The sequence below is a fragment of the Pseudomonas taiwanensis genome (assembly GCF_013393345.1).
GTDB classification, from domain to species: domain Bacteria; phylum Pseudomonadota; class Gammaproteobacteria; order Pseudomonadales; family Pseudomonadaceae; genus Metapseudomonas; species Metapseudomonas resinovorans_C.
Genome location: NZ_QJRF01000070.1, coordinates 169954 through 192418, shown reverse-complemented (window position 1 = coordinate 192418; position 22465 = coordinate 169954). Strand labels below are relative to the sequence as shown.

The 22465-nt window shown below is 64.4% G+C and carries 18 protein-coding genes; 10 read left to right on the top strand and 8 right to left on the bottom strand.

The genetic code is table 11. The annotated features are described in order from the left end of the window. Positions 1–80: 80 nt before the first annotated feature. Positions 81–467: an MGMT family protein gene (locus DM872_RS23780; protein WP_256873461.1), complete on the bottom strand. Its 387-nt coding sequence runs from the start codon at positions 465–467 to the stop codon at positions 81–83. Between DM872_RS23780 and DM872_RS23775 the strand changes: the two genes are divergently transcribed. The 5 genes from DM872_RS23775 to DM872_RS23755 all read left to right on the top strand — a co-directional run bounded on the left by DM872_RS23775 (position 466) and on the right by DM872_RS23755 (position 5626). Next, positions 466–1464 (top strand): DUF481 domain-containing protein, encoded by a 999-nt coding sequence (locus DM872_RS23775; RefSeq protein ID WP_179061731.1) that lies wholly within the window; start codon positions 466–468, stop codon positions 1462–1464. The genes DM872_RS23780 and DM872_RS23775 overlap by 2 nt on opposite strands. Positions 1465–1593: 129 nt before the next feature. Beyond that, entirely contained in the window at positions 1594–2598 is a 1005-nt protein-coding gene (locus DM872_RS23770; RefSeq protein WP_179061730.1) for a DUF481 domain-containing protein, read from the top strand. A 230-nt stretch (positions 2599–2828) separates the two neighbouring features. Further along, positions 2829–3779, top strand: coding sequence for an ornithine cyclodeaminase family protein (locus DM872_RS23765; RefSeq protein WP_179061729.1), 951 nt, complete (start codon positions 2829–2831; stop codon positions 3777–3779). A 10-nt stretch (positions 3780–3789) separates the two neighbouring features. Then, entirely contained in the window at positions 3790–4914 is a 1125-nt protein-coding gene (locus tag DM872_RS23760; RefSeq protein ID WP_179061728.1) for an NAD(P)/FAD-dependent oxidoreductase, read from the top strand. A 79-nt stretch (positions 4915–4993) separates the two neighbouring features. Beyond that, positions 4994–5626 (top strand): helix-turn-helix transcriptional regulator, encoded by a 633-nt coding sequence (locus DM872_RS23755; RefSeq protein WP_179061727.1) that lies wholly within the window; start codon positions 4994–4996, stop codon positions 5624–5626. Positions 5627–5713: 87 nt separating this feature from the next. Here DM872_RS23755 and DM872_RS23750 read toward each other — a convergent pair whose 3' ends face one another. Then, the gene (locus DM872_RS23750) at positions 5714–6673 is read right to left on the bottom strand and encodes a GlxA family transcriptional regulator (protein ID WP_179061726.1); all 960 of its coding nucleotides are present in this window, start codon (positions 6671–6673) and stop codon (positions 5714–5716) included. A 116-nt stretch (positions 6674–6789) separates the two neighbouring features. On the opposite strand from DM872_RS23750, the gene DM872_RS23745 reads away from it, so the two are divergent. From DM872_RS23745 to DM872_RS23735, 3 genes are read left to right on the top strand one after another with little or no spacing between them, the layout of a single operon-like run. After that, complete coding sequence (locus tag DM872_RS23745) at positions 6790–7275, top strand: nuclear transport factor 2 family protein (protein ID WP_179061725.1); 486 nt, start codon at positions 6790–6792, stop codon at positions 7273–7275. A 48-nt stretch (positions 7276–7323) separates the two neighbouring features. Further along, positions 7324–7641 carry a GIY-YIG nuclease family protein gene (locus DM872_RS23740; RefSeq protein WP_179061724.1) on the top strand — a complete coding sequence of 106 codons (318 nt, stop codon included), beginning with the start codon at positions 7324–7326 and terminating at the stop codon, positions 7639–7641. A 36-nt stretch (positions 7642–7677) separates the two neighbouring features. Next, positions 7678–8613, top strand: a complete 936-nt coding sequence (locus tag DM872_RS23735; protein WP_179061723.1) for a glutathione S-transferase family protein — start codon at positions 7678–7680, stop codon at positions 8611–8613. A 160-nt stretch (positions 8614–8773) separates the two neighbouring features. On the opposite strand, the gene yejK is transcribed toward DM872_RS23735, so the two are convergent. Both yejK and DM872_RS23725 read right to left on the bottom strand, forming a co-directional pair. Then, positions 8774–9781, bottom strand: coding sequence for a nucleoid-associated protein YejK (gene yejK / locus DM872_RS23730; protein ID WP_179061722.1), 1008 nt, complete (start codon positions 9779–9781; stop codon positions 8774–8776). Positions 9782–9843: 62 nt separating this feature from the next. Next, positions 9844–11178 carry a TAXI family TRAP transporter solute-binding subunit gene (locus DM872_RS23725; RefSeq protein WP_179061721.1) on the bottom strand — a complete coding sequence of 445 codons (1335 nt, stop codon included), beginning with the start codon at positions 11176–11178 and terminating at the stop codon, positions 9844–9846. A 111-nt stretch (positions 11179–11289) separates the two neighbouring features. Here DM872_RS23725 and sbcD point away from each other — a divergent pair, with 111 nt between their 5' ends. Both sbcD and DM872_RS23715 read left to right on the top strand, forming a co-directional pair. Continuing rightward, positions 11290–12510, top strand: coding sequence for an exonuclease subunit SbcD (gene sbcD / locus DM872_RS23720; protein ID WP_179061720.1), 1221 nt, complete (start codon positions 11290–11292; stop codon positions 12508–12510). Continuing rightward, entirely contained in the window at positions 12507–15935 is a 3429-nt protein-coding gene (locus DM872_RS23715; RefSeq protein WP_179061719.1) for an AAA family ATPase, read from the top strand. The genes sbcD and DM872_RS23715 overlap by 4 nt, the downstream gene beginning before the upstream one ends. 215 nt (positions 15936–16150) lie before the next feature. Here the strand turns inward: DM872_RS23715 and rlmF are convergent, their stop codons facing one another. The 4 genes from rlmF to DM872_RS23695 form a co-directional block, all read right to left on the bottom strand. Next, positions 16151–17140, bottom strand: a complete 990-nt coding sequence (rlmF, locus tag DM872_RS23710) for a 23S rRNA (adenine(1618)-N(6))-methyltransferase RlmF (protein ID WP_179061718.1) — start codon at positions 17138–17140, stop codon at positions 16151–16153. A gap of 188 nt (positions 17141–17328) precedes the next feature. Then, complete coding sequence (locus DM872_RS23705) at positions 17329–19158, bottom strand: SLC13 family permease (protein WP_179061717.1); 1830 nt, start codon at positions 19156–19158, stop codon at positions 17329–17331. Between the two features lie 41 nt (positions 19159–19199). Then, positions 19200–19496: a winged helix-turn-helix domain-containing protein gene (locus tag DM872_RS23700; protein ID WP_179061716.1), complete on the bottom strand. Its 297-nt coding sequence runs from the start codon at positions 19494–19496 to the stop codon at positions 19200–19202. A gap of 54 nt (positions 19497–19550) precedes the next feature. Beyond that, a complete protein-coding gene (locus tag DM872_RS23695; protein ID WP_179061715.1) occupies positions 19551–22400 on the bottom strand; it encodes a valine--tRNA ligase in 2850 nt (949 codons plus the stop codon). Between the last annotated feature and the right edge of the window lie 65 nt (positions 22401–22465).

Here is a 22465-nt window from a genome sequence, read left to right as displayed (position 1 = left end):
GTGGTCCGGAAAGCGTGGTGCTGGGCATAAGGCTGCTCGCGGCGTCCATGGTGGGAGCGGAAAACAGGGCAGGGCGCACTCTAACCCTTGGGTGGCATGGGATGCCAGCCGTGCCGACGCATGTCCACCCGATCGTTCTGGATACTGACCCCTTCGGCGCGTAAACGTGCCCGCTGCTCATTGCCCGAAGGCGTGCCCAGCGCCAGACTGAAGCGTCCGCCAGCGCCCAGCACCCGATGCCAGGGCAATTGGGTGCCGGTCGGCAACTGGCTCAGGGTGCGACCGACCCAGCGAGCGGCACGGCCCAGACCAGCCAGCTCGGCCAACTGACCATAGGTCACGACCTTGCCTTCCGGAACCTGGCCCAGGGTCAGGTAGAGCGCTTCGCGGCGGACGTCCGTGCTTGCTGTCGGCAAGTCGGCCCATGCATGCTCTGGCGCTTCTACTTTCTTCTTCTTACCGACCATGCTGCTCCGTAGCCTGATTGCTTCGTTCGTGTTGCTTAACTGCCTGCCGCTCTGGGCCGACACCGTGTGGTTGAACAACGGTGACCGCCTGACCGGGGAAATCATCCTGCTGGATGGCGGCAAGCTCGCATTGAAAACCAAATATGCCGGCCAGGTCCTGATCGACTGGAAGGATATCGACACCCTCCGCTCCGAAAAACCCTTGCTGATCAAGCGCGAGGGCCTCGACAGCCAGCATAGTCGCAGCCTTGGCGCGGCGGGAAAGGGCATGGTGCACTTGGTCAATGGCAAGAGCGAGACGGTGCCGCTGGCGAGCATTCGGCAGATGGTGCCGCCACGCCCTGTCCTCAAGGACCGGGTCTGGGAGGGCAACCTCGATGCCAAGCTGGACATGGAGCGTAACGACGACAAGACGGACGAGTGGAAGCTCAAGGGCGATACCCGCGTCGAACATGGCCGCTGGCGGCATGTCATGAGCGGCCAGTTCGAGAAGGAAACCAAGAACGACGAGCGTACCGAGGACAGCTGGGAGCTGGAGTACGACCTCGACCGCTTCCTCACCGAACACTGGTTCGTGCGGGGCAGTTACGACCAGGAGAACGACGAGTTCCAGTTCTTCGAGCGGCAGCGATCCTATGGCCTCGGGCCCGGCTATCGCTTCTGGGACAACGAACTGGGCCGTTTCGACCTGATCGCGCAGTTGTCCCGTTTCCAACTGGAAAGCGATGAGGGCAACCTGGATTTCAACGCCTATTCCTTCGAGTGGGACTTCAAGCGACTGATCTGGGGAACCCGTTTCGAGCTCTATTCCAAGGCCCAGCTGCAGGTGCCGCAGATAGACGAGGTCGACTACGTGCTCGACAGCGAATTTGGCCTGCGCTATCGCCTGAACGACTGGGCACGCCTGTCGCTGCTCTACGAACTGGATCAGTTGCGAGGGCTGGGCCAGACGGACTCGGACAAGCACTATCTCATCGGTGTCGGTATCGGCTGGTAGGGCAGGGAAGGGGCACGTCCATCGATTTTCCGGAACTCAGCAGGTGTTGGCCGGTCAGTCCTTGCTCTGCTGTCGGTCATACGGATAATGCCCGGCTTTTTTTGAAGACCCGAGCAAAGAATCCGCTTTATGTTGTCCAGAAACCTGCTGTGCATGGCGCTCGCCGCCGCTTCCTCCGCCTCTTTCGCCGACACCGTCTGGATGAAGAATGGCGACAAACTCACCGGTACGATCCGCGTGTTCGATGGTGGCAAGCTGGTTCTCGAGACCGACTACAGCGGCACCATCCCGCTGGACTGGAAGAAAGTCGCCACCCTGGAAAGTGACCGCGAGCTGCTGATCAAGCAGGACGATCTCAACGGCGAACGCGCCAAGTCGCTGCATCGCGCCGACGAAGGCAAGGTGATCCTCGCCAACGGCGAGGCGCCGAAGGAAGTCGAACTGGCCAGCATCGAACAGATCATGAAGCCCAAACCCCTGGTGGAAGACCTCACCTGGAGCGGCAACATCGATCTGGCCCTGGACTACAAGCGCGCCGAGCGGGACACCGACGACTACGACGTCGACTTCAAGACCAAGGCGCGCCACGGCCGTTGGCGGCACAACGCCTCGGGCGAGTACAACCGCGAATTCACCGACGACGAGAAGACCACGGACAACTGGGAAACCGAGTACGCCCTCGATCGCTTCATCACCCAGAAGTTCTTCTGGCAGGGCCGCGGTGAGTACAAGCGCGACAAGGTCGAAGACCTGGAGCGCCAGCGCACCCTGGGTACCGGTCCCGGTTACCAGTTCTGGGACGACGAACTCGGGGCCTTCTCCCTGGCCGGGCTGGTCAACCGCAGTGACTACCAGTTCTCCAACGGCGAGAAGGAAAACTTCTACTCCATCAGTACCAAGTGGGATTACAACCGCTACCTGGTGGGCAAGACCGTGGAGCTCTTCACCAGCGGCGAGGTGGGCCGTCCCCTCGACAACACCGCCGACTACGCGCTGGATGCTGAAGTGGGCCTGCGCTACAAGCTCACCGACTGGGCCTCGCTCAACATGAAAGCGGAGAAGGACCAGGTCAGCGGCGCCGAGGGTGAAGTCGACGAAACCCGCTACACCGTGGGCTTCGGCGTAGGCTGGTAAAAGCCGGATTGTCTGTAGGAGCGAGCTTGCTCGCAAAAGATCGTGCGCGGACTGTTCGCGAGCAAGCTCGCTCCTACAAGTCGGTCGCGATTGAAATCGCTCCTACACGCGATGCCTGGTCTTATACCCAGGCGCCAAACTCGTACATCCGGTCGGTTGTCCCCTTGCTGGTATAAACTTAAAAGTCCAAGATGGACAAATTGTTTATGCCAGTCTCGGGAGCATCCCCCATGTCCAGCACCCCGCCCATCGTTCTCCAGCAAGCCGAAGCTCGCCGCCTGCTCCAACAGGTGGACGTTCACCAGGCCATGCGCAGCATGTTCCTCGACCTCGCCGCCGGTGAAGCGGTACAGCCGGCCCAGCAGTTGGTGGAGTTCCCCAATGCCGCAGGCGACTTCATCAACTACCTGGGCGTGCTGGCCAAGGAGGGGGTCTATGGCGTCAAGACCTCGCCCTACATCAAGAAACCCGATGGTGCCCTGGTCACGGCCTGGACGCTGCTGATGTCCATGGACAGCGGCCAGCCTCTGCTCCTCTGCGATGCCGCCGAGTTGACCACCGCACGCACCGCCGCAACCACCGCCGTAGCCGTCGAGGTCCTCGCACCGGCCCAGGCGCGTCGACTCGCCGTGGTCGGCAGCGGCCCAGTGGCCCGAGCCCACCTGCATTACGTGAAAGGCCTGCGTGACTGGCAGCGTATCGCCGTCTATTCGCCCTCCCTCTCGGACGACGCCCGGACGCAACTGGCTGCCCAGGACCCGCGCGTGGAATTCAGTACCACGCTGGAGGACGCAGTCACCGAAGCCGACGTGGTGATGCTCTGTACGTCGTCGGCCGGCCCGGTGCTGGACCCACGCAGCCTGGCCAGGCCCTCCCTGGTCACCTCCATCAGCACCAATGCCCCGCGCGCTCATGAAGTGCCGCCGCAGGCGCTGGGTGAAATGGATGTGTATTGCGACTATCGCGCTACCACACCGGGCTCCGCAGGCGAGATGCTGCTCGCCGCCGAGCTTCACGGCTGGAGCCGCGACGCCATCCGTGGCGACCTGCCGGAGCTGGTGAGTGGCAAGTCGGCGCGTCCCGATTACAGCCGCCCGGTCTTCTTCCGCTCCATCGGTCTGGGCCTGGAAGACATGGCCCTGGCCAACGCCCTCTATCATCTGCAACGCCAAGGCCAGTGAGGTAGACGCCATGCAACAGGCTGACTTCATCATCATCGGCGCCGGTATCGCCGGTGCCTCCACCGGCTTCTGGCTCTCCCGCCACGGCCGCGTGCTGGTGCTGGAACGCGAGGAACACGCCGGTTACCACTCCACTGGCCGTTCCGCCGCACTCTATACCGTCGCCTACGGCACGCCCCAGGTGCGCGCGCTGACCGCCGCGAGCCGGGCATTCTTCGACGCGCCGCCGGAAGGTTTCAGCGAGCACCCACTGCTCACTCCGCGTGGCGAGATGGTGGTGGACTTCACCGGTGATGCCGAGGAACTGCAGCGCCAGTTCGACAGTGCGCTGGAGAACGTCCCCGAGATGCAGATGCTCACGCCTGACCAGGCCTGCGCCCTGGTGCCAGTGCTGCGCCGCGACAAGGTGCAGGGCGCCATGCTCGACCCCAGTGCCGCCGATATCGACACCGATGCCCTGCACCAGGGCTACCTGCGCGGTATCCGCCGCAATGGCGGCGAAGTACGTCATAGCTGCGAAGTGACCGGGGTGACCCGTGACGGTGACCAGTGGCGGGTGGAAACCTCCCAGGGCAGCTTCCAGGCCGCGACGCTGATCAATGCCGCCGGTGCCTGGTGCGACCAGCTCGCGCAGCTTGCCGGCGTCCAGCCGCTGGGGCTGCAACCCAAGCGCCGCGCTGCGTTCATCTTCTCGCCGCCGGAAGGCATCGATGCGCACAAGTGGCCGGCGCTGGTGAGCCTGGACGAGTCCTTCTACTTCAAGCCGGACGCGGGAGTGCTACTGGGCTCGCCGGCAAACGCCGACCCGGTCGATCCCCACGACGTGCAGCCGGAAGAACTGGACATCGCCCTCGGTATCTACCAGATCGAGGAACACACCAGCATGACCATTCGCCGTCCCGCACGGGTCTGGGCCGGGCTGCGTTCATTCTTCCCCGATGGCGACCTGGTGTCCGGCTACGACTTGCGCACGCCGGACTTCTACTGGGTGGCGGGGCAGGGCGGCTACGGTATCCAGACCTCCGCTGCCATGGGCGAGGCCAGTGCCTGCCTGATCCTGCGCCAGCCGTTGCCGGAGCACCTGACGCAATTCGGTCTGACCGAGGCCATGCTGTCGCCCGCGCGACTGGGGTGACGACGTTGGCGCTTTGCGCCACACTCGCTGCGCCGGGCCCCGCGCCCGGCGCCGATCTTCCTGCTCCAGGAGCCGTTCCATGACCTCTCGACCAGACCTCGCCCTGGACAACTATCGCGCCATCGCGGACGCCATCGCCACGCTGTTCTTTCCCCATGCCGAGGTGGTGCTGCACGACCTGCGGACACAGAAGATCGACTACATCGCCAACAACATCTCCAAGCGCTGCGTTGGCGACGATGCGGCGCTGGAAGACATGCTCGGCGAGGAAGTGGGGGAGCGGAACATCGGTCCTTACGAAAAGCTCAACTGGGACGGCCAGAAGATCCGCTCGGTGAGCACCGTGCTGCGCGATGCCCAGGGCGCGCCGCTTGCCATGCTCTGCATCAACCTGAACATCTCCATGTTCGAGGCGGCCAAGGCGGCCCTCGACCTGTTCCTGTCATCCAGCAAGCTCATTCCCCAGCCCGACGCGCTGTTCCGCGACGACTGGCAGGAGCGTATCAACACCTTCCTGCACAACTGGCTACGCCAGCGTCAGCTCGGCCTCAACCTGCTGACCCGTGATCACAAGCGTGAACTGGTCCTGGCCCTGCATGCCGAGGGCGCCTTCAAGGGAAAAAGCGCTGCCAACTACGTGGCCAACGTGCTCAACATGGGCCGCGCCACCGTCTACAAGCACCTCAAGGAACTGAAGGAAGAGTCGGTTTAAAGCACCTGCTCTTGTAGGTTGGGCTGAGCGAAGCGAAGCCCAACGTCTTCGCGAACAAGCGTTGGGCCGCGCTTCGCTTGGCCCAACCTACGGTGATTCCGGTGCGCGCAGCCTGCGCCTGAACGCCCCCGGCGTTTCCCCGCACAATTGCTTGAACAACTTGGCGAACGTCGCCCGATCGGCGTAACCCACCTGCGCCGCCACCTGTTCCAGGGACCGCGCCGGGTTGCGCAGGGCGATCTGCGCTGCGCTGATACGCAGCCGTTGCAGGTAGGCATTTGGGGTCAGGCCGGTGGCGGCCCTGAAGCGTCGCAACAGGGTGCGGCTCGAGCAGTGGGCGCGGGTCGCCAGGGCGTCCACGTCCAGCGGTTCGGCCAGGTTGCGCTGCAGGAAGAGCAGCAGCGGGCCTATCTGTGGATCGTCACCGCCGGCGGCTGGCAACAACGGAGCGAATCGCGATTGGAGACCGCGCTGCATGTCGAACACCATGGCGCTGGCCACCCGTTGCGCGAGCCAGTCGCCCGCGTGCCAGCCGATCAGGTGCAGGCAGAGGTCCAGCCCCGCCTGGGCACCACCCGAACAGAACAGGTTGCCGTCCTCCGTCAGCATGGCATCCGCGTCCAGCCGGACCTGTGGATAACGTTTGCGGAAGGCCGGTGCCAGTGCCCAGTGCGTCGTGGCGCGGCGGCCGTCGAGGCGACCCGAGGCGGCCAACAGGAAGGCACTGCTGCAGAGGCTGGCAAGTTGCTGGGTATCCGGCCGGGCGGCCAGCCAGGGCAGCAGTGCCTGATTGGCTGCGAGGGTTTTCTCCACGCCAGGGCCGGTCGCTGTCAGCAGTACCAGATCGGCGTCCTCCGCCAGGGCCAGGTCGCCATCCACCCGCACCTCGGCCATGCCGATATCCACAGCGCGGCCATCACGGCTGAAGCGCTGGACCTGGAACAACGGCTCGCCGGCCAACTGGTTGGCCAGGCGAAAGGCGTCATCAGCCGTTGCCAGGCTGGAGCAGACGGTCTGTGGGCAGACGAACAGGGCGACGCGGATCATGGATTGGACTCTAGATAGGGTTGGCGATTATTGACACAAAGTTGGCAATGCCGCCAATCGCCCTCCGGGCCATTCGGGTCAATACTGCTAGTCATACAGTCTTGTCGGAGTTGTCCATGGCTCACCCCAATGCTGAACTCATCACCCGCTTCTACCAGGCCTTCCAGCAGCTCGATGCTGAGGCCATGGCCGCCTGCTACAGCCCGGATGTGCACTTCAGCGACCCGGTGTTCACCGATCTCAATGGCCAGGAAGCCGCTGACATGTGGCGCATGCTCGCCAGCCGTGCGCAGCGGTTCAGCCTGACCTTCGACGGCGTCGAAGCGGACGACCTCTCCGGGCGCGCCAACTGGGTCGCCACCTACCTTTTCAGTCAGACCGGGCGAATGGTGGAGAACCGTATCCAGGCGCGCTTTCTCTTTTCCGACGGCAAGATCATCGAGCACCACGACAGCTTCGATCTCTGGCGCTGGGCCCGTCAGGCCCTGGGTGCCAAGGGGACGCTGCTGGGCTGGTTGCCGCCGGTGCAGAACGCCATCCGCGAGCAAGCGGCGCGAGGCCTTGCGGCGTATCGAGCCGGGGCATTGAAGGACTTGTCTTGATCAGGTGAGGCAATGCCTAATGCGGCGGCCTTTCCTCAGGACCCCGCAATGCCCGAGCAATCCGAATCCGCCCCCGCCGCCAAGCTCTGGTACGTCTATCTGGTGCGCGCCGAGAACGGTGCCCTCTACTGCGGCATCAGCGACGACCCGCAGCGACGTTTCGCCCAGCACCAGAGCGGCAAGGGCGCACGGTTCTTCCATTCCAGCCCGGCCCAGGCCCTGGTGTTCATCGAGGCCTGCGCCGACAAGAGCGAGGCCTTGCGCCGCGAGATCGCCATCAAGCGCATGAAGAAGGCGGTCAAAGAGTCGCTGATAGAGGACTGGGTGCGCGCCGAAAGGATAGGCCTCGACCAAGTGACCGGATAAGCTCCGGCCTCATCACAATCGCAGCGGAGCCCTGCAATGTCCGAACTCATCCTGCACCATTACGAACCCTCGCCCTTCGCCAAGAAGGCGCGGCTGATGCTCGGTTACAAGCAACTGTCGTGGCGCTCGGTAGAGATCCCACGGATTCTGCCCAAGCCCGATCTGATGGCGCTGACCGGCGGCTACCGCAAGACGCCGGTTTTGCAGGTGGGCGCCGACATCTACTGCGACACCGCATTGATCGCCCGTCGGCTGGAGCAGGAAAAGGCCGGTCCGGCGCTGTTCCCGGAGGGGCAGGAGTTCAACGTTGCGAGCTTCGCCCTGTGGGTGGACTCGGTGGTCTTCCAGCACGCCGTGACCCTGGTGTTCCAGCCCGAATCCATGGCCGTGCGCATAGGCCAACTGCCGCCAGCGGTGCAGCAGGCTTTCCTCGCCGACCGCGCCAAGCTGTTCTCCGGCGGCAGCTCGACTCGCCTGCCGGCAGACCAGGCCCGCAGTAACTGGCCGGTGCTGATGGGGCGACTGCAGGACCAACTGGAACGCAGCGAAGGCGACTTCCTCTTCGGCGAACCGTCGGTGGCTGATTTTTCCCTGGCCCACTGCCTGTGGTTCCTCAAGGCCACGCCGGTTACCGCGCCGCTGGTGGACGACTATCCGGAAGTGGCGGCCTGGTTCGGCCGCGTGCTGGGATTCGGCGAGGGCGCGAGTAGTCCGCTGTCTGCCGCGGAGGCGATTGAAATCGCTCGCCAGGCCACTCCGGCCGCCTTGCCCGTCGAGGACTTCGTCGATCCCAACGGCTTCGCGCCCGGCCAGAAGGTATTGGTGGCAGCTACGGACTACGGCGTCGATCCGGTGGAAGGCGAACTGATGTTCGTCGGCCGTGAGGAGATCATCCTGCGCCGCCAGGACGAGCGCGCCGGCGTGGTGCATGTGCACGTACCACGGCTGGGGTTCCGTATCGAGGCTCGCTGAGCCGGGGATAACTTCATTTCTGTTGTGGGAGCGAATTCATTCGCGAAAGGGCTGCGCAGCAGCCCCATTGCTCCGAGGGGCAGCCCTGCGGGCTGCATTCGCGAATGAATTCGCTCCCACAGGAAAAACGAAGCCCGGCATCTGCCGGGCTTCGTCGTTATCAGTCCTTGCGCCGTTTCAACTGGTCTTTCAGCTGAGTCGGCAACTGACGAATGATCAGCATGTCGCGGCCTTCGTCGTATTCGATCTTCGAGCCCAGCAAGTGGGCTTCGAAGCTGATCGACAGGCCCTCGGCACGACCGGTGAAGCGCTGGAACTGGCTGAGGGTGCGCTTGTCCGGCGGAATCTCCGGCGACAGCCCGTAGTCCTTGTTGCGGATGTGCTCATAGAAAGCGCGCGGGCGGTCTTCGTCGATCAGTCCGGACAGTTCGTCGAGGGTGATGGGTTCGCCCATCTTGGCCTGGGTGGTGGCGTAATCGACCAGGGTCTTGGTCTTTTCGCGGGCCTGTTCCTCGGCCAGGTCTTCGCTTTCCACGAAGTCACTGAAGGCCTTGAGCAGGGTGCGCGTTTCGCTCGGCGGGTCGACACCTTCCTGGCAGCCGATGAAGTCGCGGAAATAGTCCGAGACTTTCTTGCCGTTCTTGCCCTTGATGAAGGAGATGTACTGCTTCGACTGCTGGTTGTTCTGCCACTCGGAAATATTGATGCGCGCTGCCAGGTGCAGCTGGCCCAGGTCCAGGTGCTTGGCGGGCGTCACTTCCAGCGAGTCGGTCACGGCGACGCCTTCGCTGTGGTGCAGCAGGGCGATGGCCAGGTAATCGGTCATGCCTTGCTGGTAATGGGCGAACAGCACGTGCCCGCCGGTGGAGAGGTTGGATTCCTCCATCAGCTTCTGCAGGTGCTCCACGGCCTGGCGGCTGAAGGCGGTGAAGTCGCGGGCGCCGTCCTGGTACTCCTTCAGCCAGCCACTGAAGGGATAGGCGCCGGACTCCTCGAAGAAGAAGCCCCAGGCCTTGCCTTGCTTGGCGTTGTAGCTTTCGTTGAGATCAGCCAGGAGGTTTTCCATGGCCTGGGACGCGCCCAGTTCGCTATCCCGGGCATGCAGCACGGCGGCGCTGCCGTCGGGCTTCTTGTCGATGAAGTGAACGATGCAGTGGCGGATGGGCATGGATCTTCGCTCTCAGGGGCACATCCGGCGCGAGGACGCGCCGGCAGGAAAAGTGCGCCAGTTTACCCGACCTGCTCTTCGGCTGCCTGCCGTCTCTGCACCGCCTGCCGGCGCTCGATCACATAGCGCAGGTGCACATGCAGGTCGTACAACTCGTTGGAGTACGACAGCGGCACTTCGACCTTCGCCAGGCGCTGTTCCAGCTTCTCGAGCTGGTCGATCTCGTTGGCCAGTTGTTCCGGCGGCGTGCCCCTGTCCAGCTTGCGGTCGATTTCGCGCAGATATTTGTACCAGCGGTAGATGCGCGCGCGGATGCGCCAGCGGTAGATCGGGCCTATCGCCTTGCTCAGCGGAATCATGATCACCAGCAACGGAATCAGCAGGATGATGTAACGGTCGGCCAGCGAGGCGATGCGGAAGGGCAGGTAGCGCTGCAGGATCGGCAAACCCTTCTCGTAGTAGTAATCGGCTTCGTCCAGGCTGGCGAGCATCTGCGGCTTGGCGCTCGGATAGGTGCCAGGCGGATCGAGCAGGGTGCCGTTCTTCATCACTTCGCGGGCTGCTTCGAGGATCAGCGGCGTGAGCGAGGGATGGAACTCGTCGTTGGCTACCAGCGTGGCCACTGGGGCGAGGGTGCGAATGTCACGCGAGGGGCTGTTGCTGGCGAGGTTGAGCAGGCCTTCGCCCACTTCCAGCTTGGTCAGGTAGGGCAGTCGCGCGCGATAGGCGGCGCTACGACGCAGATTGACCAGGTCCAACTCCGGGCTGGCCGCCAGGCGCTGCACCACGGCGCTTTCTGCCGGGCCGAGGAAGAAGCCAGCGTCCAGTTCACCGCCGAGCAGGGCGTTGGCCGCCGAGCTGCCGCTGATGGGCTGCCACTGTGGCGGATAGCGCTCGGGGCTGATCTGGTTGGCGGCGAGGAGCGCGTCGCTGACCGAGCGGGTGCCGCTGTTCGGGGCACCGATGGCGATCCGCAGCTGCAGCAGGTCGGCCATGCTGTCGACATCCAGTTCCTTGCGTTTGAACAGCCAGAGCGGCTCCTGGTACATCACACCGAGACCGTGAAGGTGCTGGCGCTGCTTCGGGCTCAGGGTGAGTTCCTGGCCACTCTGGACCAGGGCGATATCCACTTCGCCGCTTTGCAGCTTCGCCAGGTTGTCCAGTGAGCCCGTACTGCGCACCAGTTCCAGCTCGAAGCCTTGTTTGGCCAGTTCCTCCTTGAGCTTCTCGCCAAACGCGTTGTAGCCGCCCGAGGGGCCTCCGGTCGCCAGCCGTGCGTGCATGGGCGGTGGTGGCGCGACGAAATAGAAGAGCGCACCCACCAGTGCCGCCATCACCGGGATCAGCCAGAGGTTGGCCAGGAGCATGATCTTGATGTCACGAAAGATGCGTTGCATGTCAGTCCTTGTCTGCAGCGAATGCTGGGAAGGATAGCGGCTCCGTGGTTGCCAGGCCGCGAAGGAAATGACAGGGTTGCCCGCATTTCCGTTCCTTCACCGTGATTCCCGATGCGCATTCTCCATACCTCCGACTGGCACCTGGGCCAGCACTTCATGGGCAAGACCCGCCAGGCCGAGCACCAGGCCTTCTGTCGCTGGCTGATCGAGCAGGTACGTGAACGCGAGGTCGACGCGGTACTGATCGCCGGGGATGTGTTCGACACCGGCGCACCGCCCAGCTACGCCCGCGAGCAATACAACCAGTTCATCGTCGAACTGCGGGACGCCGGCGCCAGCCTGGTGGTGCTCGGCGGAAACCACGATTCGGTCGCGATGCTCGGCGAGAGCCGCACGCTGCTGGCGCAACTGGACACGCGGGTGGTGCCGGCGGTGGGCGTGGAACCGGACGAGCAACTGCTGGTGCTCAAGCGCCGCTCCGGCGAACCGGGGGCGATTCTCTGCGCAATTCCCTTCATTCGTCCGCGCGATGTGCTGCAGAGCCAGCCCGGGCAGAGCGCCGCGGACAAGCAGCTGTCCCTGCAGCAGGCTATCCAGGATCACTATCAGCAACTGTTCGCCCTCGCCGAACAGCGCCGTGCCGAACTGGGCGGCGGCCTGCCCATCGTCGCTACCGGCCACCTGACCACCGTGGGCGCCAGCGCGAGCGAGTCGGTGCGGGAAATCTACGTCGGTGCGCTGGAAGCCTTCCCCACCAGCGCCTTCCCGGCGGCCGACTACATCGCCCTCGGACATATCCACAGGCCGCAGAAGGTGGGCGGTCTGGACCACATCCGCTATTGCGGCTCGCCCATTCCGCTGTCTTTCGACGAAGCGAGGCAGCAGAAGGAAGTGCTGCTGGTGGAGCTGGACAGCATTGGCCTGCACAAGGTGGAGGCCCTGGCGGTACCGCGCTTCCAGCCCCTCTACTCGTTGCGTGGCAGCCTGACGGAGTTGCCGGCCCTGTTCGCCGAAGTGGCGCGGGACGGCAGCCCGGAACAACCGGTTTGGGTGGAAGTGCAGATCAGCACCGACGACTACCTCAACGACCTGCAAGCGCGTCTTGCGGTGCTCTGCGATGGCCTGCCGGTGGAGGTGTTGCGCATTCGCCGCGACCGCGGCGCGGCCCAGGCTGGCCTGCAACGTGAGGCACGGGAAACCCTCGATGAGCTGAATCCGCAAGAGGTGTTCGACAAACGCCTGGAAAGCGAAGAGCTGGAGCAGGAGCTGCGGCAGCGACTCCAGGGGCTGCACCGCGAAGTGCTGGCCGAATTGCAGGAGGGCCAGGCATGAAGATCCTCAGCCTGCGCCTGAAGAATCTCAATTCGCTCAAGGGCGAGTGGAAGGTCGATTTCACCGGCGAACCCTTCGCTGGCAACGGCCTGTTCGCCATTACCGGACCTACCGGTGCCGGCAAGACGACCCTGTTGGACGCCATCTGCCTTGCGCTCTATCACCGCACGCCTCGCATGGGCACCGTATCGGCCAGCATCAACGAGCTGATGACCCGTCACACCGCGGACTGCCTGGCCGAGGTGGAATTCGAGGTGAAGGGCGTGGCCTACCGGGCCTTCTGGAGTCAGCGCCGTGCCCGCGACAAGGCTGATGGCGGCCTGCAGCCACCCAAGGTGGAGCTGGCGCGGGTGCTGGATGGGGAAATCCTCACCGACAAGATCAACGACAAGCTCAAGCTGACCGAGAGCCTGACCGGTCTCGATTTCGAGCGTTTCACCAAGTCCATGCTGCTGGCCCAGGGTGGCTTCGCCGCCTTCCTGGAGGCCAACGCCAACCAGCGCGCGGAGCTGCTGGAAGAACTGACCGGCACCGAAATCTACGGGCGCGTGTCCCAGCGGGTATTCGAGCGCACCCGTGAAGTGAAGACCGGACTGGACCAACTGCGCGCCCGAGCCGAGGGTGTCGAGCTGTTGAACGAAGTCACCCGCGCGGCCTTGCAGCAGGAAGCCGGCATGCTCGCCGACGAAGAACGCCAACTGCAGACGCGCCAGGCCGATCTGCAACGTCAGCGGCAATGGCGCGACGAACTGGACAAGGCCCTGGCCCGCCAACAGGCAGCCGGACAACAGGGCCAGGCTGCCCGTGCCGCCCTGGAACAGGCGCAGCCGCAATTGTCCCGGCTGGCTGCCAGCGAGCCGGCCAGCCAGCTGCTGCCCGTGTATCGCGACTGGCAGCGGACCCAGCAACAGTTGAACCAGGGTGAAAGCGAGCTGCGCGTCACCCGGCACGAATTGCAGACGCTGGCCGAACGCATCCTCGACCAGCTCTGGCAGGGCGCCCAGTTTGGCGAGCAATGGGCAGATGCGCGCCAGAATGCCCTTGAAGGCCTCCAGGCCGAGCGAGAAGCCCTGCAAAGGAGGATGGCTGAACAACCCCAGCGGTCCCGTCTTGGTGAGCATCTGGGGGGCTGGCGGGCGGAATTTGGCGCCCTGGCCAGGCGCCAGGACGAGTTGAGCGGATTGCAACGTGCCCAGGCCGAGTTGAAGCGTCAGTCCGACGAACTGGGAGCGCGCTTCGGCCTGGCCCGTGGCGCCCTGGAGAGTGCCAGGGCCGAACAGGCGCAGGCGCTTCACGGCGAGACGGAAGCGCAGGCCCGGCTCGACGGGCTTCTGGGAGGGCTGGATGACGCTGCCCTTCGCTCGCAGTGGCAGCAATTGTTGGAACGAGGCCGCCTGTTAGAGCGCCTTGACCAGCTGTCCCAGCAACGCCGGCAACTGGCCGAGCGCCAATCGCGCGCCCGTGAGCAGCTGCAACCGTTGCAGGACGAGCAGAAAACCCTGGTCGAACAGCGCGACGCCTTACGTCGCCGCTTCGCCGAACTCAAGCAACAGATCACCGACAAGGAAAAGCTCCTCGAACAGGAGCAGCGCATCCAGCAACTGGAGGCTTACCGCGCAGCCTTGCAGCCGGGCGAGGCCTGCCCGCTGTGCGGTTCGCACGAGCACCCAGCTATCGCCGAATACCAGGCCCTCAACCTCTCCGCCACCCAACAGGGGCTGTTGGATTGCAAGGCCGCGCAGGACGAGGTGCGCCAGCAAGGGGAAACCCTGAGCAATCGCCTGGCTTCCCTGGAAGCGCAGGTTGCCCAGCTGGGCGAAGCCTTGCAGGGCGCCGAAGTCGAACAGCGGCAGTACGTGGAGCAATGGCGCGAGCTGTGCCAGACCCTCGAACTTCAGTTGCCGGACCTGGCGGCGCTGCAGGCCGAGCTGTCAGGTCATGCCGAGCAACTGCACGCGCTGCAGGATCGACTGGCACAACTGGATCAGCTCAAGGCTGGCCTGATCTCGGCCCGCGACCTGCGCCAGCAGCGCGACAAGGTCCTGCACGACTGCACCAGCCAGCTCGCCTTGCTGGAGAAGGACCAAGCCAGCCTGCGCCAGCAGGAACAGGGCAACGCCCAGCGGCTGGAGCAACTGGACCGCGAGCAGGAGGAGGCGCGCGAGCAGTTGTCCGCCAGTCTGGCGACATTGGGCTACGGCCTGCCGACGGCAGGTGACGTCTGGCTCACCGAACGCGAAGCCGAGTGGCAGCAGTGGCAGCAGGACCAGGCGACCGGCCAGCAACTGGAAGTCCGCCTGCGTGACCAGCAGCATGCCCTGGAGGCCGCTCGGGAACAGGCTCGTCTGTGGCAAGGCCGCTGGCAGGCTTCCGGGCATACCGGACAAACACCGCTGGCGCCGGTAGAGGATCCCCAGGCCGCGCTGGCGCTGGTGCAGACCGAGCTGGACGCTGCACAACAGCGGCTGAACCAGCTCAAGGGCAGTGAGCGCAGCCAGGACCAGCGGGTCCAGGAAGCCCGGCACCAGTTGCACGTGCAGCTCGATGCCTGGCGCCAGGGCCTGGCGGCCAGTCCCTTTGCCGATGAGGCGGCCTTCCTCGCAGCCCTGCTGGACGAGGCGGAGCGCACTGTTCTGTTGGAGCTGCAACAGCGCCTGAACCGCGAACTGGGTGATGCGGAGGCCCTGTTGGCCGACGCCCGAGCCCAGGCCGAACGCCTGCAGGCTGAGCCCCAGAGCGAGCTGGATCGCGAGCGGCTGGAGAGTGAATGGCAGGCCCTGGGCGAGCGCGTGCGCCAGCTCAGTCAGCGACAGGGTGAAATCCGTGCCCAGCTCTCCGGCGACGAGCAGCGCCGACAGAACCAACAGGCCCTGTTCGCCGACATCGCCCGCCAGGAAGCCGAATACGACCTCTGGCAACGCTTCAACGGCCTGGTGGGATCGGCCGACGGCGCCAAGTACCGCAAGTTCGCCCAGGGGCTGACCCTGGACCACCTCGTGCATCTGGCCAACCTGCAGTTGCAGCGCCTGCACGGCCGCTATCAGTTGGCCCGGCGCCAGGGCGGAGAGTTGGAGCTGGAAGTAGTGGATACCTGGCAGGCCGATGTCGTCCGCGACTGCAAGACCTTGTCCGGCGGCGAGAGCTTCCTGGTCAGCCTGGCGCTGGCGTTGGCGCTGTCCGATCTGGTCAGCCACAAGACCAGCATCGATTCGCTGTTCCTCGACGAAGGCTTCGGCACCCTCGACGGTGAAACCCTGGAAGTCGCCCTCGATGCCCTGGATGCGCTGAATGCCAGCGGCAAGATGATCGGCGTGATCAGCCACGTCGAAGCATTGAAGGAGCGCATCCCGGTGCAGCTCAAGGTGCACAAGGGCGTGGGCATGGGGTACAGCCGGCTGGATGCCTGTTTCGCGGTTGGGGCGTAGGTCAATCGGTCAATGTAGGAGCGAATTTATTCGCGAATGAATTCGCTCATACAAGGAAACGCCAATCTCGGGCACGAACGCTGTGGGGGCGATTTCAATCGCCAAGCGAGCCGAAGGTTCGCCAAACAGGCTTCACGGGTCAGCTTCGCTGCCCATAGCGAATAAATTCGCCCCCACAGGAAGATCAGCGACACGTGCCCGCGTTGTAGGAGTCGTTATGCCCAGCGCTCTTTTCGCCACGCCTCGCGCTGTGCGGCATCCAGGAAGGTCCAGGCGACGAAGCGACTCTGCTTCTGGCCCTGGGCCATTTCCAGCACGCGGATGTCCACGGCATCGCTGCGCCGCAGGCGGGCCTCGAGGCCGGGCAGGTTGCCAGCCTTGGAAACCAGGCTGCTGAACCAGAGCACCTGTGTCTTGAAGTGCACGCTCTCATCCACCATCCGTTCCAGGAAACCGACTTCGCCGCCTTCGCACCAGAGTTCCGCGCCTTGGCCGCCGAAGTTCAGCACTGGCAGCTTGCGCTTGGGATCGAGCTTGCCAAGGTTTTTCCACTTGCGCTGGCTGCCGCGAGTGGCTTCTTCCAGCGAGCTGTGGAAGGGCGGGTTGCACAGGGTCAGGTCGAAGCGTTCTCCCGGTGCGATCAGGCCCTTGAAGATATTGCGCGATCCGGCCTGCTGGCGCAGGTCGATGGCGCCGTCCAACTGGTTGGACTGGACGATGGCGCGCGCCGAGCCGAGGGCCGTCGGGTCGATATCGGCGCCGGTGAAGTGCCAGCCGTACTCGCTATGGCCGATCAGCGGGTAGATGCAGTTGGCGCCGACACCGATATCCAGCGCCTGGATGCCCTTGCCGTGGGGAATCTGCCCGCCGTTATCCGCGGCCAGCAGGTCGGCCAGGCCGTGCAGGTAGTCAGCGCGACCCGGTATGGGCGGGCAGAGGTAGCCGGCGGGGATGTCCCAGTGCTGGATGCCGTAGAACTGCCGCAGCAGGGCGCGGTTGAACACCTTGACCGCCTCGGGGTCGGCGAAGTCGATGCTCTCCTTGCCGTAGGGGTTGGTGATGACGAAGCGCGCCAGCTCGGGGCTGCCCTGGATCAGTTGGGGAAAGTCATAGCGGCCCTGATGGCGATTGCGCGGGTGCAATTGCCCCTTGCTGGCGGGCGGCTTGGCTGGTGCGTTACGAGAGCGCTTGGGGGGCTGGGGCATGGTGGCGGTGTCGGCAGGTGAAAACGCGGCATTTTCCCACAGCCGACGTGTCCGGTGGTGCACTACGGTGCGGCTGTAGGTTGGTCCGAGCTTGGCGAGGCCCAACAATCGAAGCTCGGCTCCGCAGTGTTGCGCTTCGTACCTCAGCCCAACCTACGTTTGCCTTGCACGCAGGGTGGCGATGATGGTCAGAGCGGGAACACCAGCGGCACCAGGAACACGCTGACGACCATCACCAGCAGGGTGAAGGGCACGCCGACTTTCACGAAGTCGCCGAAGCGGTACTGGCCGGGCCCCAGCACCAAGGTGTTCACGGGCGAGGAAATGGGTGTCATGAAGGCTGCAGAGGCCGCCAGCGCGACGATCATCGCGAAGGGATAGGGCGACATCCCCAATTGCTGGGCTGTGGCGATGGCCACCGGCGCCATGAGCACGGCGGTGGCGGTGTTGGAAATGAACAGGCCGATCAATGCGGTGACGATGAACAGGCAGGCCAGCATGGCGTAGGGGCCGGCATTGCCGAGCAGCGCGACCAGCCCCTTCACCGCAAGGTCGATGCCGCCGGTTTGCTGCAGGGCCTGGGCGAACGGCAGCATGCCGACGATGAGGATCAGCGTGGGCCAGTGGATGGCGCGGTAGGCGCTGTCCAGGTCGATGCAGCGGAAGGCCCCCATCAGCAGGCAGCCGATCAGCGCCGCCATCACGTTGGGCACCAGGCCACTGACCATCAGGAAGATCATCACCGCCAGACTGAGCAGGGCGTAGGGTGCCTTGCGCGCGCTGGGCGCTACTTCGTCCACCTCGGCAGGCAGGCTCAGTACGAGGAAGTCGCGACTTTGCCCCTGCAACTGATGGATGGCCTTCCACTCGCCGGCAACCAGCAGGGTGTCAGAGGCCTTCAGCTTCTCGTCCACCAGCACGCCTTCCAGTGCCTCACCATGACGGCGCAGGCCCACCACGTTGAGCTGGTGGTTGGAGCGGAAACCCAGTTCCTGGATGGTCTTTCCCGGCAGCTTCGACTCGGGCGGCAGGGCGACCTCGGCGAGTCCCAGCGAATGGGCGTGCAGGCTGTAGTAGGAGGAGGGCAGCGGCAAGGGCTCCAGGCCCAGTTCCTGGTAAGCGCCCAGCAGGCCGATGGTCGGGCTGGCCAGGTCCACCAGCAGCACGTCGCCGGGCTCCAGCAGGGTATTGCCGGTGGCCATCAGCAGCAGGGTGCGAAAGCGGCGCTGGCGCTCGACGGCGATCACGTTGATGCCGTACTGCTTGCGCAGCTCCAGCTCGTTGAGGGCCTGGCGAACCAGAGGGGAGTCGGCGCGTACTCTCAGCCGTCGTTCACGTTCTTCGAGGGCGTAGGCCGTGGCCAGGTCGGTGAGCGTCAGGCGCGGTACGGCGTCGGCCTGGTCGCTGCCCCTGGGGGTCAGCCAGTGCCGAGTGAGCAACATGTAGACGATACCCAGCGCCAGTACCGCAAGCCCCACCGGGGTCAGGCTGAAGAAGCCGAAGCCGTCGAGGCCGGCGCGGCGCAGTTCGCTGTGTACCACCAGGTTGGGGGCGGTGGCGACCAGGGTGAGCATGCCGCTGATCAAGCCGGCGAAGGCCAGCGGCATCATCAGCCGCGCCGGGGCGATCTTCAGCCGCGCAGCGACCCCCAGGGCCACGGGAATGAAGATGGCGACCACGCCGGTGGAACTCATTACCGAGCCCAGGGCCGCGGCGGCCAGCATCAGCAGCACCAGCAGGCGTGTTTCGCTGCTGCCGGCGCGGGCCACCAGCCAGTCACCCAGGCGATAGGCGATGCCGGTACGCACCAGTCCATCGCCGATGACGAAGAGAGCGGCGATCAGCACCACGCTGGGGTCACTGAATCCGGCCAGGGTATGACTGATATCGAGAATTCCGGTCAGTGGCAGAGTGACGATGACCAGCAGGGCGACCACGTCCATGCGTGGCTTGTTGAGGACGAACAGGGTGATGGCGGCGAACAGCAGGGCCAGCACCAAGAGCAATTCGTGGTTCAAGCAGTACTCCCGGAGGTTCCTTGGCGGGGAGCGGCAGTCTGTCAGGGGTATCCCAGGACAGCCTTGATCTGTTGCAGGTTAGCGGCGATCCAGCGCTTGTCGATGGCACCCCAGTCGCGGATCACGTAGTGCCCGGCGTTGTTGCGCTCGCCGGACTGCTGCTCGAAATGGCAATCGATATCCAGCTCACCCAGGGCCAGCAGCGTGTCCTGTGCGGTGCGCCGGGGCATTCCGGTGGCGTCCATGATGGCCGGCACACTGACAGCGGTGCCGCTGTCGATCAGCCAGGCGACGTAGAGGCGGCGGTAGAAGCTGGTCTTGGTCTTGCTGGTTTCCATGGACTGTCCTTCAGCAGATAGAACAAGGCCCGCAGTAGCGGGCCTTGTTGGGAGTTACAGGCTGGCGATTCGCGAGCGTTGTTCGGTCAGGTTGGCCAGGGCCTGTTCGGCTTCGGCCAGCTTGGCGCGCTCCTTCTCGATCACCTCGACCGGAGCCTTGGCAACGAAACCTTCGTTGCCCAGCTTGCCGCCGACACGCTTCACTTCGCCGTCCAGCCGCTGGATTTCCTTGTCCAGGCGGGCCAGTTCCGCGTCCTTGTCGATCAGGCCGGCCATGGGCACCAGCACCTGCATGTCACCCACCAGGGCGGTGGCGGACATCGGTGCTTCTTCGCCAGCAGCCAGGACGCGAATGGTCTCCAGCTTGGCCAGCTTCTTCAGCAGCGGTTCGTTGTCGGCCAGCCGGCGACGGTCTTCCCCGTTGGTATTGGCGAGGATGATGTCGATGCGCTTGGCCATGGAGATGTTCATCTCGCCACGGATCTGCCGCACGCCGAGCATCAGTGCCTTGACCCACTCGATGTCGCCTTCGGCGGCAGCGTCGATGCGCTCTTCCACGGCCACCGGCCAGGGTTGCAGCATCAGGGTGGCGCCGCTCTTGCCTGCTTGGCCCTTGATGCGCTGCCAGATTTCTTCGGTGATGAAGGGCATGAACGGATGCGCCAGGCGCAGAGCCACTTCCAGCACGCGGATCAGGGTACGGCGGGTGCCGCGCTGGCGCTCGATGGGGGCGTTCTCGTCCCACAGCACTGGCTTGACCAGTTCTAGGTACCAGGCGCAGTACTGGTCCCAGACGAACTCGTAGAGGGTCTGGGCGGCCAGGTCGAAGCGGAAGCCGTCCAGATGACGGGTGACTTCGGCTTCGGTGCGTTGCAGGGCGGAAATGATCCAGCGGTCGACCGAGGACAGTTCGACCGGCTCGTCGTTGACGCCGGTGTCCTGGCCATCGGTGTTCTCGATGACGAAGTTGGCGGCGTTCCACAGCTTGTTGCAGAAGTTGCGGTAACCCTCGACGCGGCCCATGTCGAACTTCACGTCACGGCCGGTGGACGCCAGCGAGAGGAAGGTGAATCGCAGGGCGTCGGTGCCGTAGCTGTTGATGCCTTCGGGGAACTCGGCCTTGGTCTGCTTGGCGATCTTCTCGGCGAGCTTCGGCTGCATCATGCCGCTGGTGCGTTTTTCCAGCAGGGTATCCAGGTCGATACCGTCGACGATATCCAGCGGGTCCAGGACGTTGCCCTTGGACTTGGACATCTTGTGGCCCTGGGAGTCGCGCACCAGGCCGTGGACGTAGACGGTCTTGAACGGAACCTGCGGGGTGCCGTCTTCGTTCTTCACCAGGTGCATGGTCAGCATGATCATGCGGGCAACCCAGAAGAAGATGATGTCGAAGCCGGTGACCAGCACGTCGGTGGGGTGGAAGGTCTTGAGGAACTCGGTCTGCTCCGGCCAGCCCAGGGTGGAGAAGGTCCACAGGCCCGAGCTGAACCAGGTGTCCAGCACGTCTTCGTCCTGGGTCAGGGGGAGGTCGCCCAGGTTGTGCTTGGCGCGGACTTCGGCTTCATCACGGCCGACGTAGACATTGCCTTCTTCGTCGTACCAGGCCGGGATGCGGTGGCCCCACCACAGCTGACGGCTGATGCACCAGTCCTGGATATCGCGCATCCAGGAGAAGTACATGTTTTCGTACTGCTTGGGCACGAACTGGATGCGGCCATCTTCCACGGCGGCGATGGCAGGTTCCGCCAGCGGCTTGGTGGAGACGTACCACTGGTCGGTCAGCCAGGGTTCGATGACGGTGCCGGAGCGGTCGCCCTTGGGCACTTTCAGCGCGTGGTCTTCGATCTTCTCGAGCAGGCCGAGCTGTTCGAAAGCCGCGACGATCTGCTTGCGGGCTTCGAAACGGTCGAGGCCGGCGAACTGGCCTGGCAGGCTGCCGTCCACTTCGTGATTGACGTTGCCGTCGAGGTTGAACACCTGGGCATGGGCCAGCACGGCGGCGTTCTTGTCGAAGATGTTGATCAGCGGCAGGTTGTGGCGCTTGCCGACTTCATAGTCATTGAAGTCGTGGGCCGGGGTGATCTTCACACAGCCGGTGCCGAACTCGGGGTCGCAGTACTCGTCGGCGATGATCGGGATGCGGCGGCCCACCAGGGGCAGCTCGACGAAGGTGCCGATCAGGTTCTTGTAGCGCTCGTCTTCCGGGTGAACGGCGACGGCGCTGTCGCCCAGCATGGTTTCCGGACGGGTGGTGGCGACGATCAGGTAATCCTTGCCGTCGGCTGTCTTGTGGCCGTCGGCCAGCGGGTAGCGCAGGTTCCACAGGCTGCCTTTCTCGTCGTGGTTTTCCACTTCGAGGTCGGAGATGGCGGTGTGGAACTTGGTGTCCCAGTTGACCAGGCGCTTGCCGCGGTAGATCAGGCCGTCTTCGTGCAGGCGTACGAAGGCTTCCTTGACCGCGTCGGACAGGCCGTCGTCCATGGTGAAGCGTTCGCGCGTCCAGTCCACGGAGGAACCGAGGCGGCGGATCTGGCGGGTGATGGTGCCGCCGGACTGTTCCTTCCATTCCCAGACTTTCTCGAGGAATTTCTCGCGGCCGAGGTCATGGCGGCTGACGCCCTGGGCGGACAGCTGGCGCTCCACCACCATCTGGGTGGCGATGCCGGCATGGTCGGTGCCCGGCTGCCACAGGGTGTTGCGGCCCTGCATGCGACGGAAGCGGATCAGGGCATCCATGATGGCGTTGTTGAAGCCATGACCCATGTGCAGGCTGCCGGTCACGTTCGGCGGCGGGATCATGATGGTATAGGGGTCACCGGAACCTTGCGGGGCGAAGTAGTTGTTCTTCTCCCAAGTCTGGTACCAGGAAGTTTCGATGGCGTGGGGCTGGTAGGTCTTGTCCATGGTTCGGCGGGGACCCTAGAGGCGTCTGAACGGGAAAACGGGAGAGTATAACGGCAACGGCCCCT

What these genes read in the sequence shown, in the direction of transcription:
- sbcD (WP_179061720.1), top strand. Translation starts at nt 11,290, where the DNA reads ATGCGCATTCTCCATACCTCCGACTGGCACCTGGGCCAGCACTTCATG.
- yejK (WP_179061722.1), bottom strand. Translation starts at nt 9,781, where the DNA reads ATGCCCATCCGCCACTGCATCGTTCACTTCATCGACAAGAAGCCCGAC.
- rlmF (WP_179061718.1), bottom strand. Translation starts at nt 17,140, where the DNA reads ATGCCCCAGCCCCCCAAGCGCTCTCGTAACGCACCAGCCAAGCCGCCC.
- DM872_RS23695 (WP_179061715.1), bottom strand. Translation starts at nt 22,400, where the DNA reads ATGGACAAGACCTACCAGCCCCACGCCATCGAAACTTCCTGGTACCAG.
- DM872_RS23725 (WP_179061721.1), bottom strand. Translation starts at nt 11,178, where the DNA reads ATGCAACGCATCTTTCGTGACATCAAGATCATGCTCCTGGCCAACCTC.
- DM872_RS23765 (WP_179061729.1), top strand. Translation starts at nt 2,829, where the DNA reads ATGTCCAGCACCCCGCCCATCGTTCTCCAGCAAGCCGAAGCTCGCCGC.
- DM872_RS23700 (WP_179061716.1), bottom strand. Translation starts at nt 19,496, where the DNA reads ATGGAAACCAGCAAGACCAAGACCAGCTTCTACCGCCGCCTCTACGTC.
- DM872_RS23750 (WP_179061726.1), bottom strand. Translation starts at nt 6,673, where the DNA reads ATGATCCGCGTCGCCCTGTTCGTCTGCCCACAGACCGTCTGCTCCAGC.
- DM872_RS23770 (WP_179061730.1), top strand. Translation starts at nt 1,594, where the DNA reads ATGTTGTCCAGAAACCTGCTGTGCATGGCGCTCGCCGCCGCTTCCTCC.
- DM872_RS23760 (WP_179061728.1), top strand. Translation starts at nt 3,790, where the DNA reads ATGCAACAGGCTGACTTCATCATCATCGGCGCCGGTATCGCCGGTGCC.
- DM872_RS23735 (WP_179061723.1), top strand. Translation starts at nt 7,678, where the DNA reads ATGTCCGAACTCATCCTGCACCATTACGAACCCTCGCCCTTCGCCAAG.
- DM872_RS23755 (WP_179061727.1), top strand. Translation starts at nt 4,994, where the DNA reads ATGACCTCTCGACCAGACCTCGCCCTGGACAACTATCGCGCCATCGCG.
- DM872_RS23775 (WP_179061731.1), top strand. Translation starts at nt 466, where the DNA reads ATGCTGCTCCGTAGCCTGATTGCTTCGTTCGTGTTGCTTAACTGCCTG.
- DM872_RS23745 (WP_179061725.1), top strand. Translation starts at nt 6,790, where the DNA reads ATGGCTCACCCCAATGCTGAACTCATCACCCGCTTCTACCAGGCCTTC.
- DM872_RS23780 (WP_256873461.1), bottom strand. Translation starts at nt 467, where the DNA reads ATGGTCGGTAAGAAGAAGAAAGTAGAAGCGCCAGAGCATGCATGGGCC.
- DM872_RS23715 (WP_179061719.1), top strand. Translation starts at nt 12,507, where the DNA reads ATGAAGATCCTCAGCCTGCGCCTGAAGAATCTCAATTCGCTCAAGGGC.
- DM872_RS23740 (WP_179061724.1), top strand. Translation starts at nt 7,324, where the DNA reads ATGCCCGAGCAATCCGAATCCGCCCCCGCCGCCAAGCTCTGGTACGTC.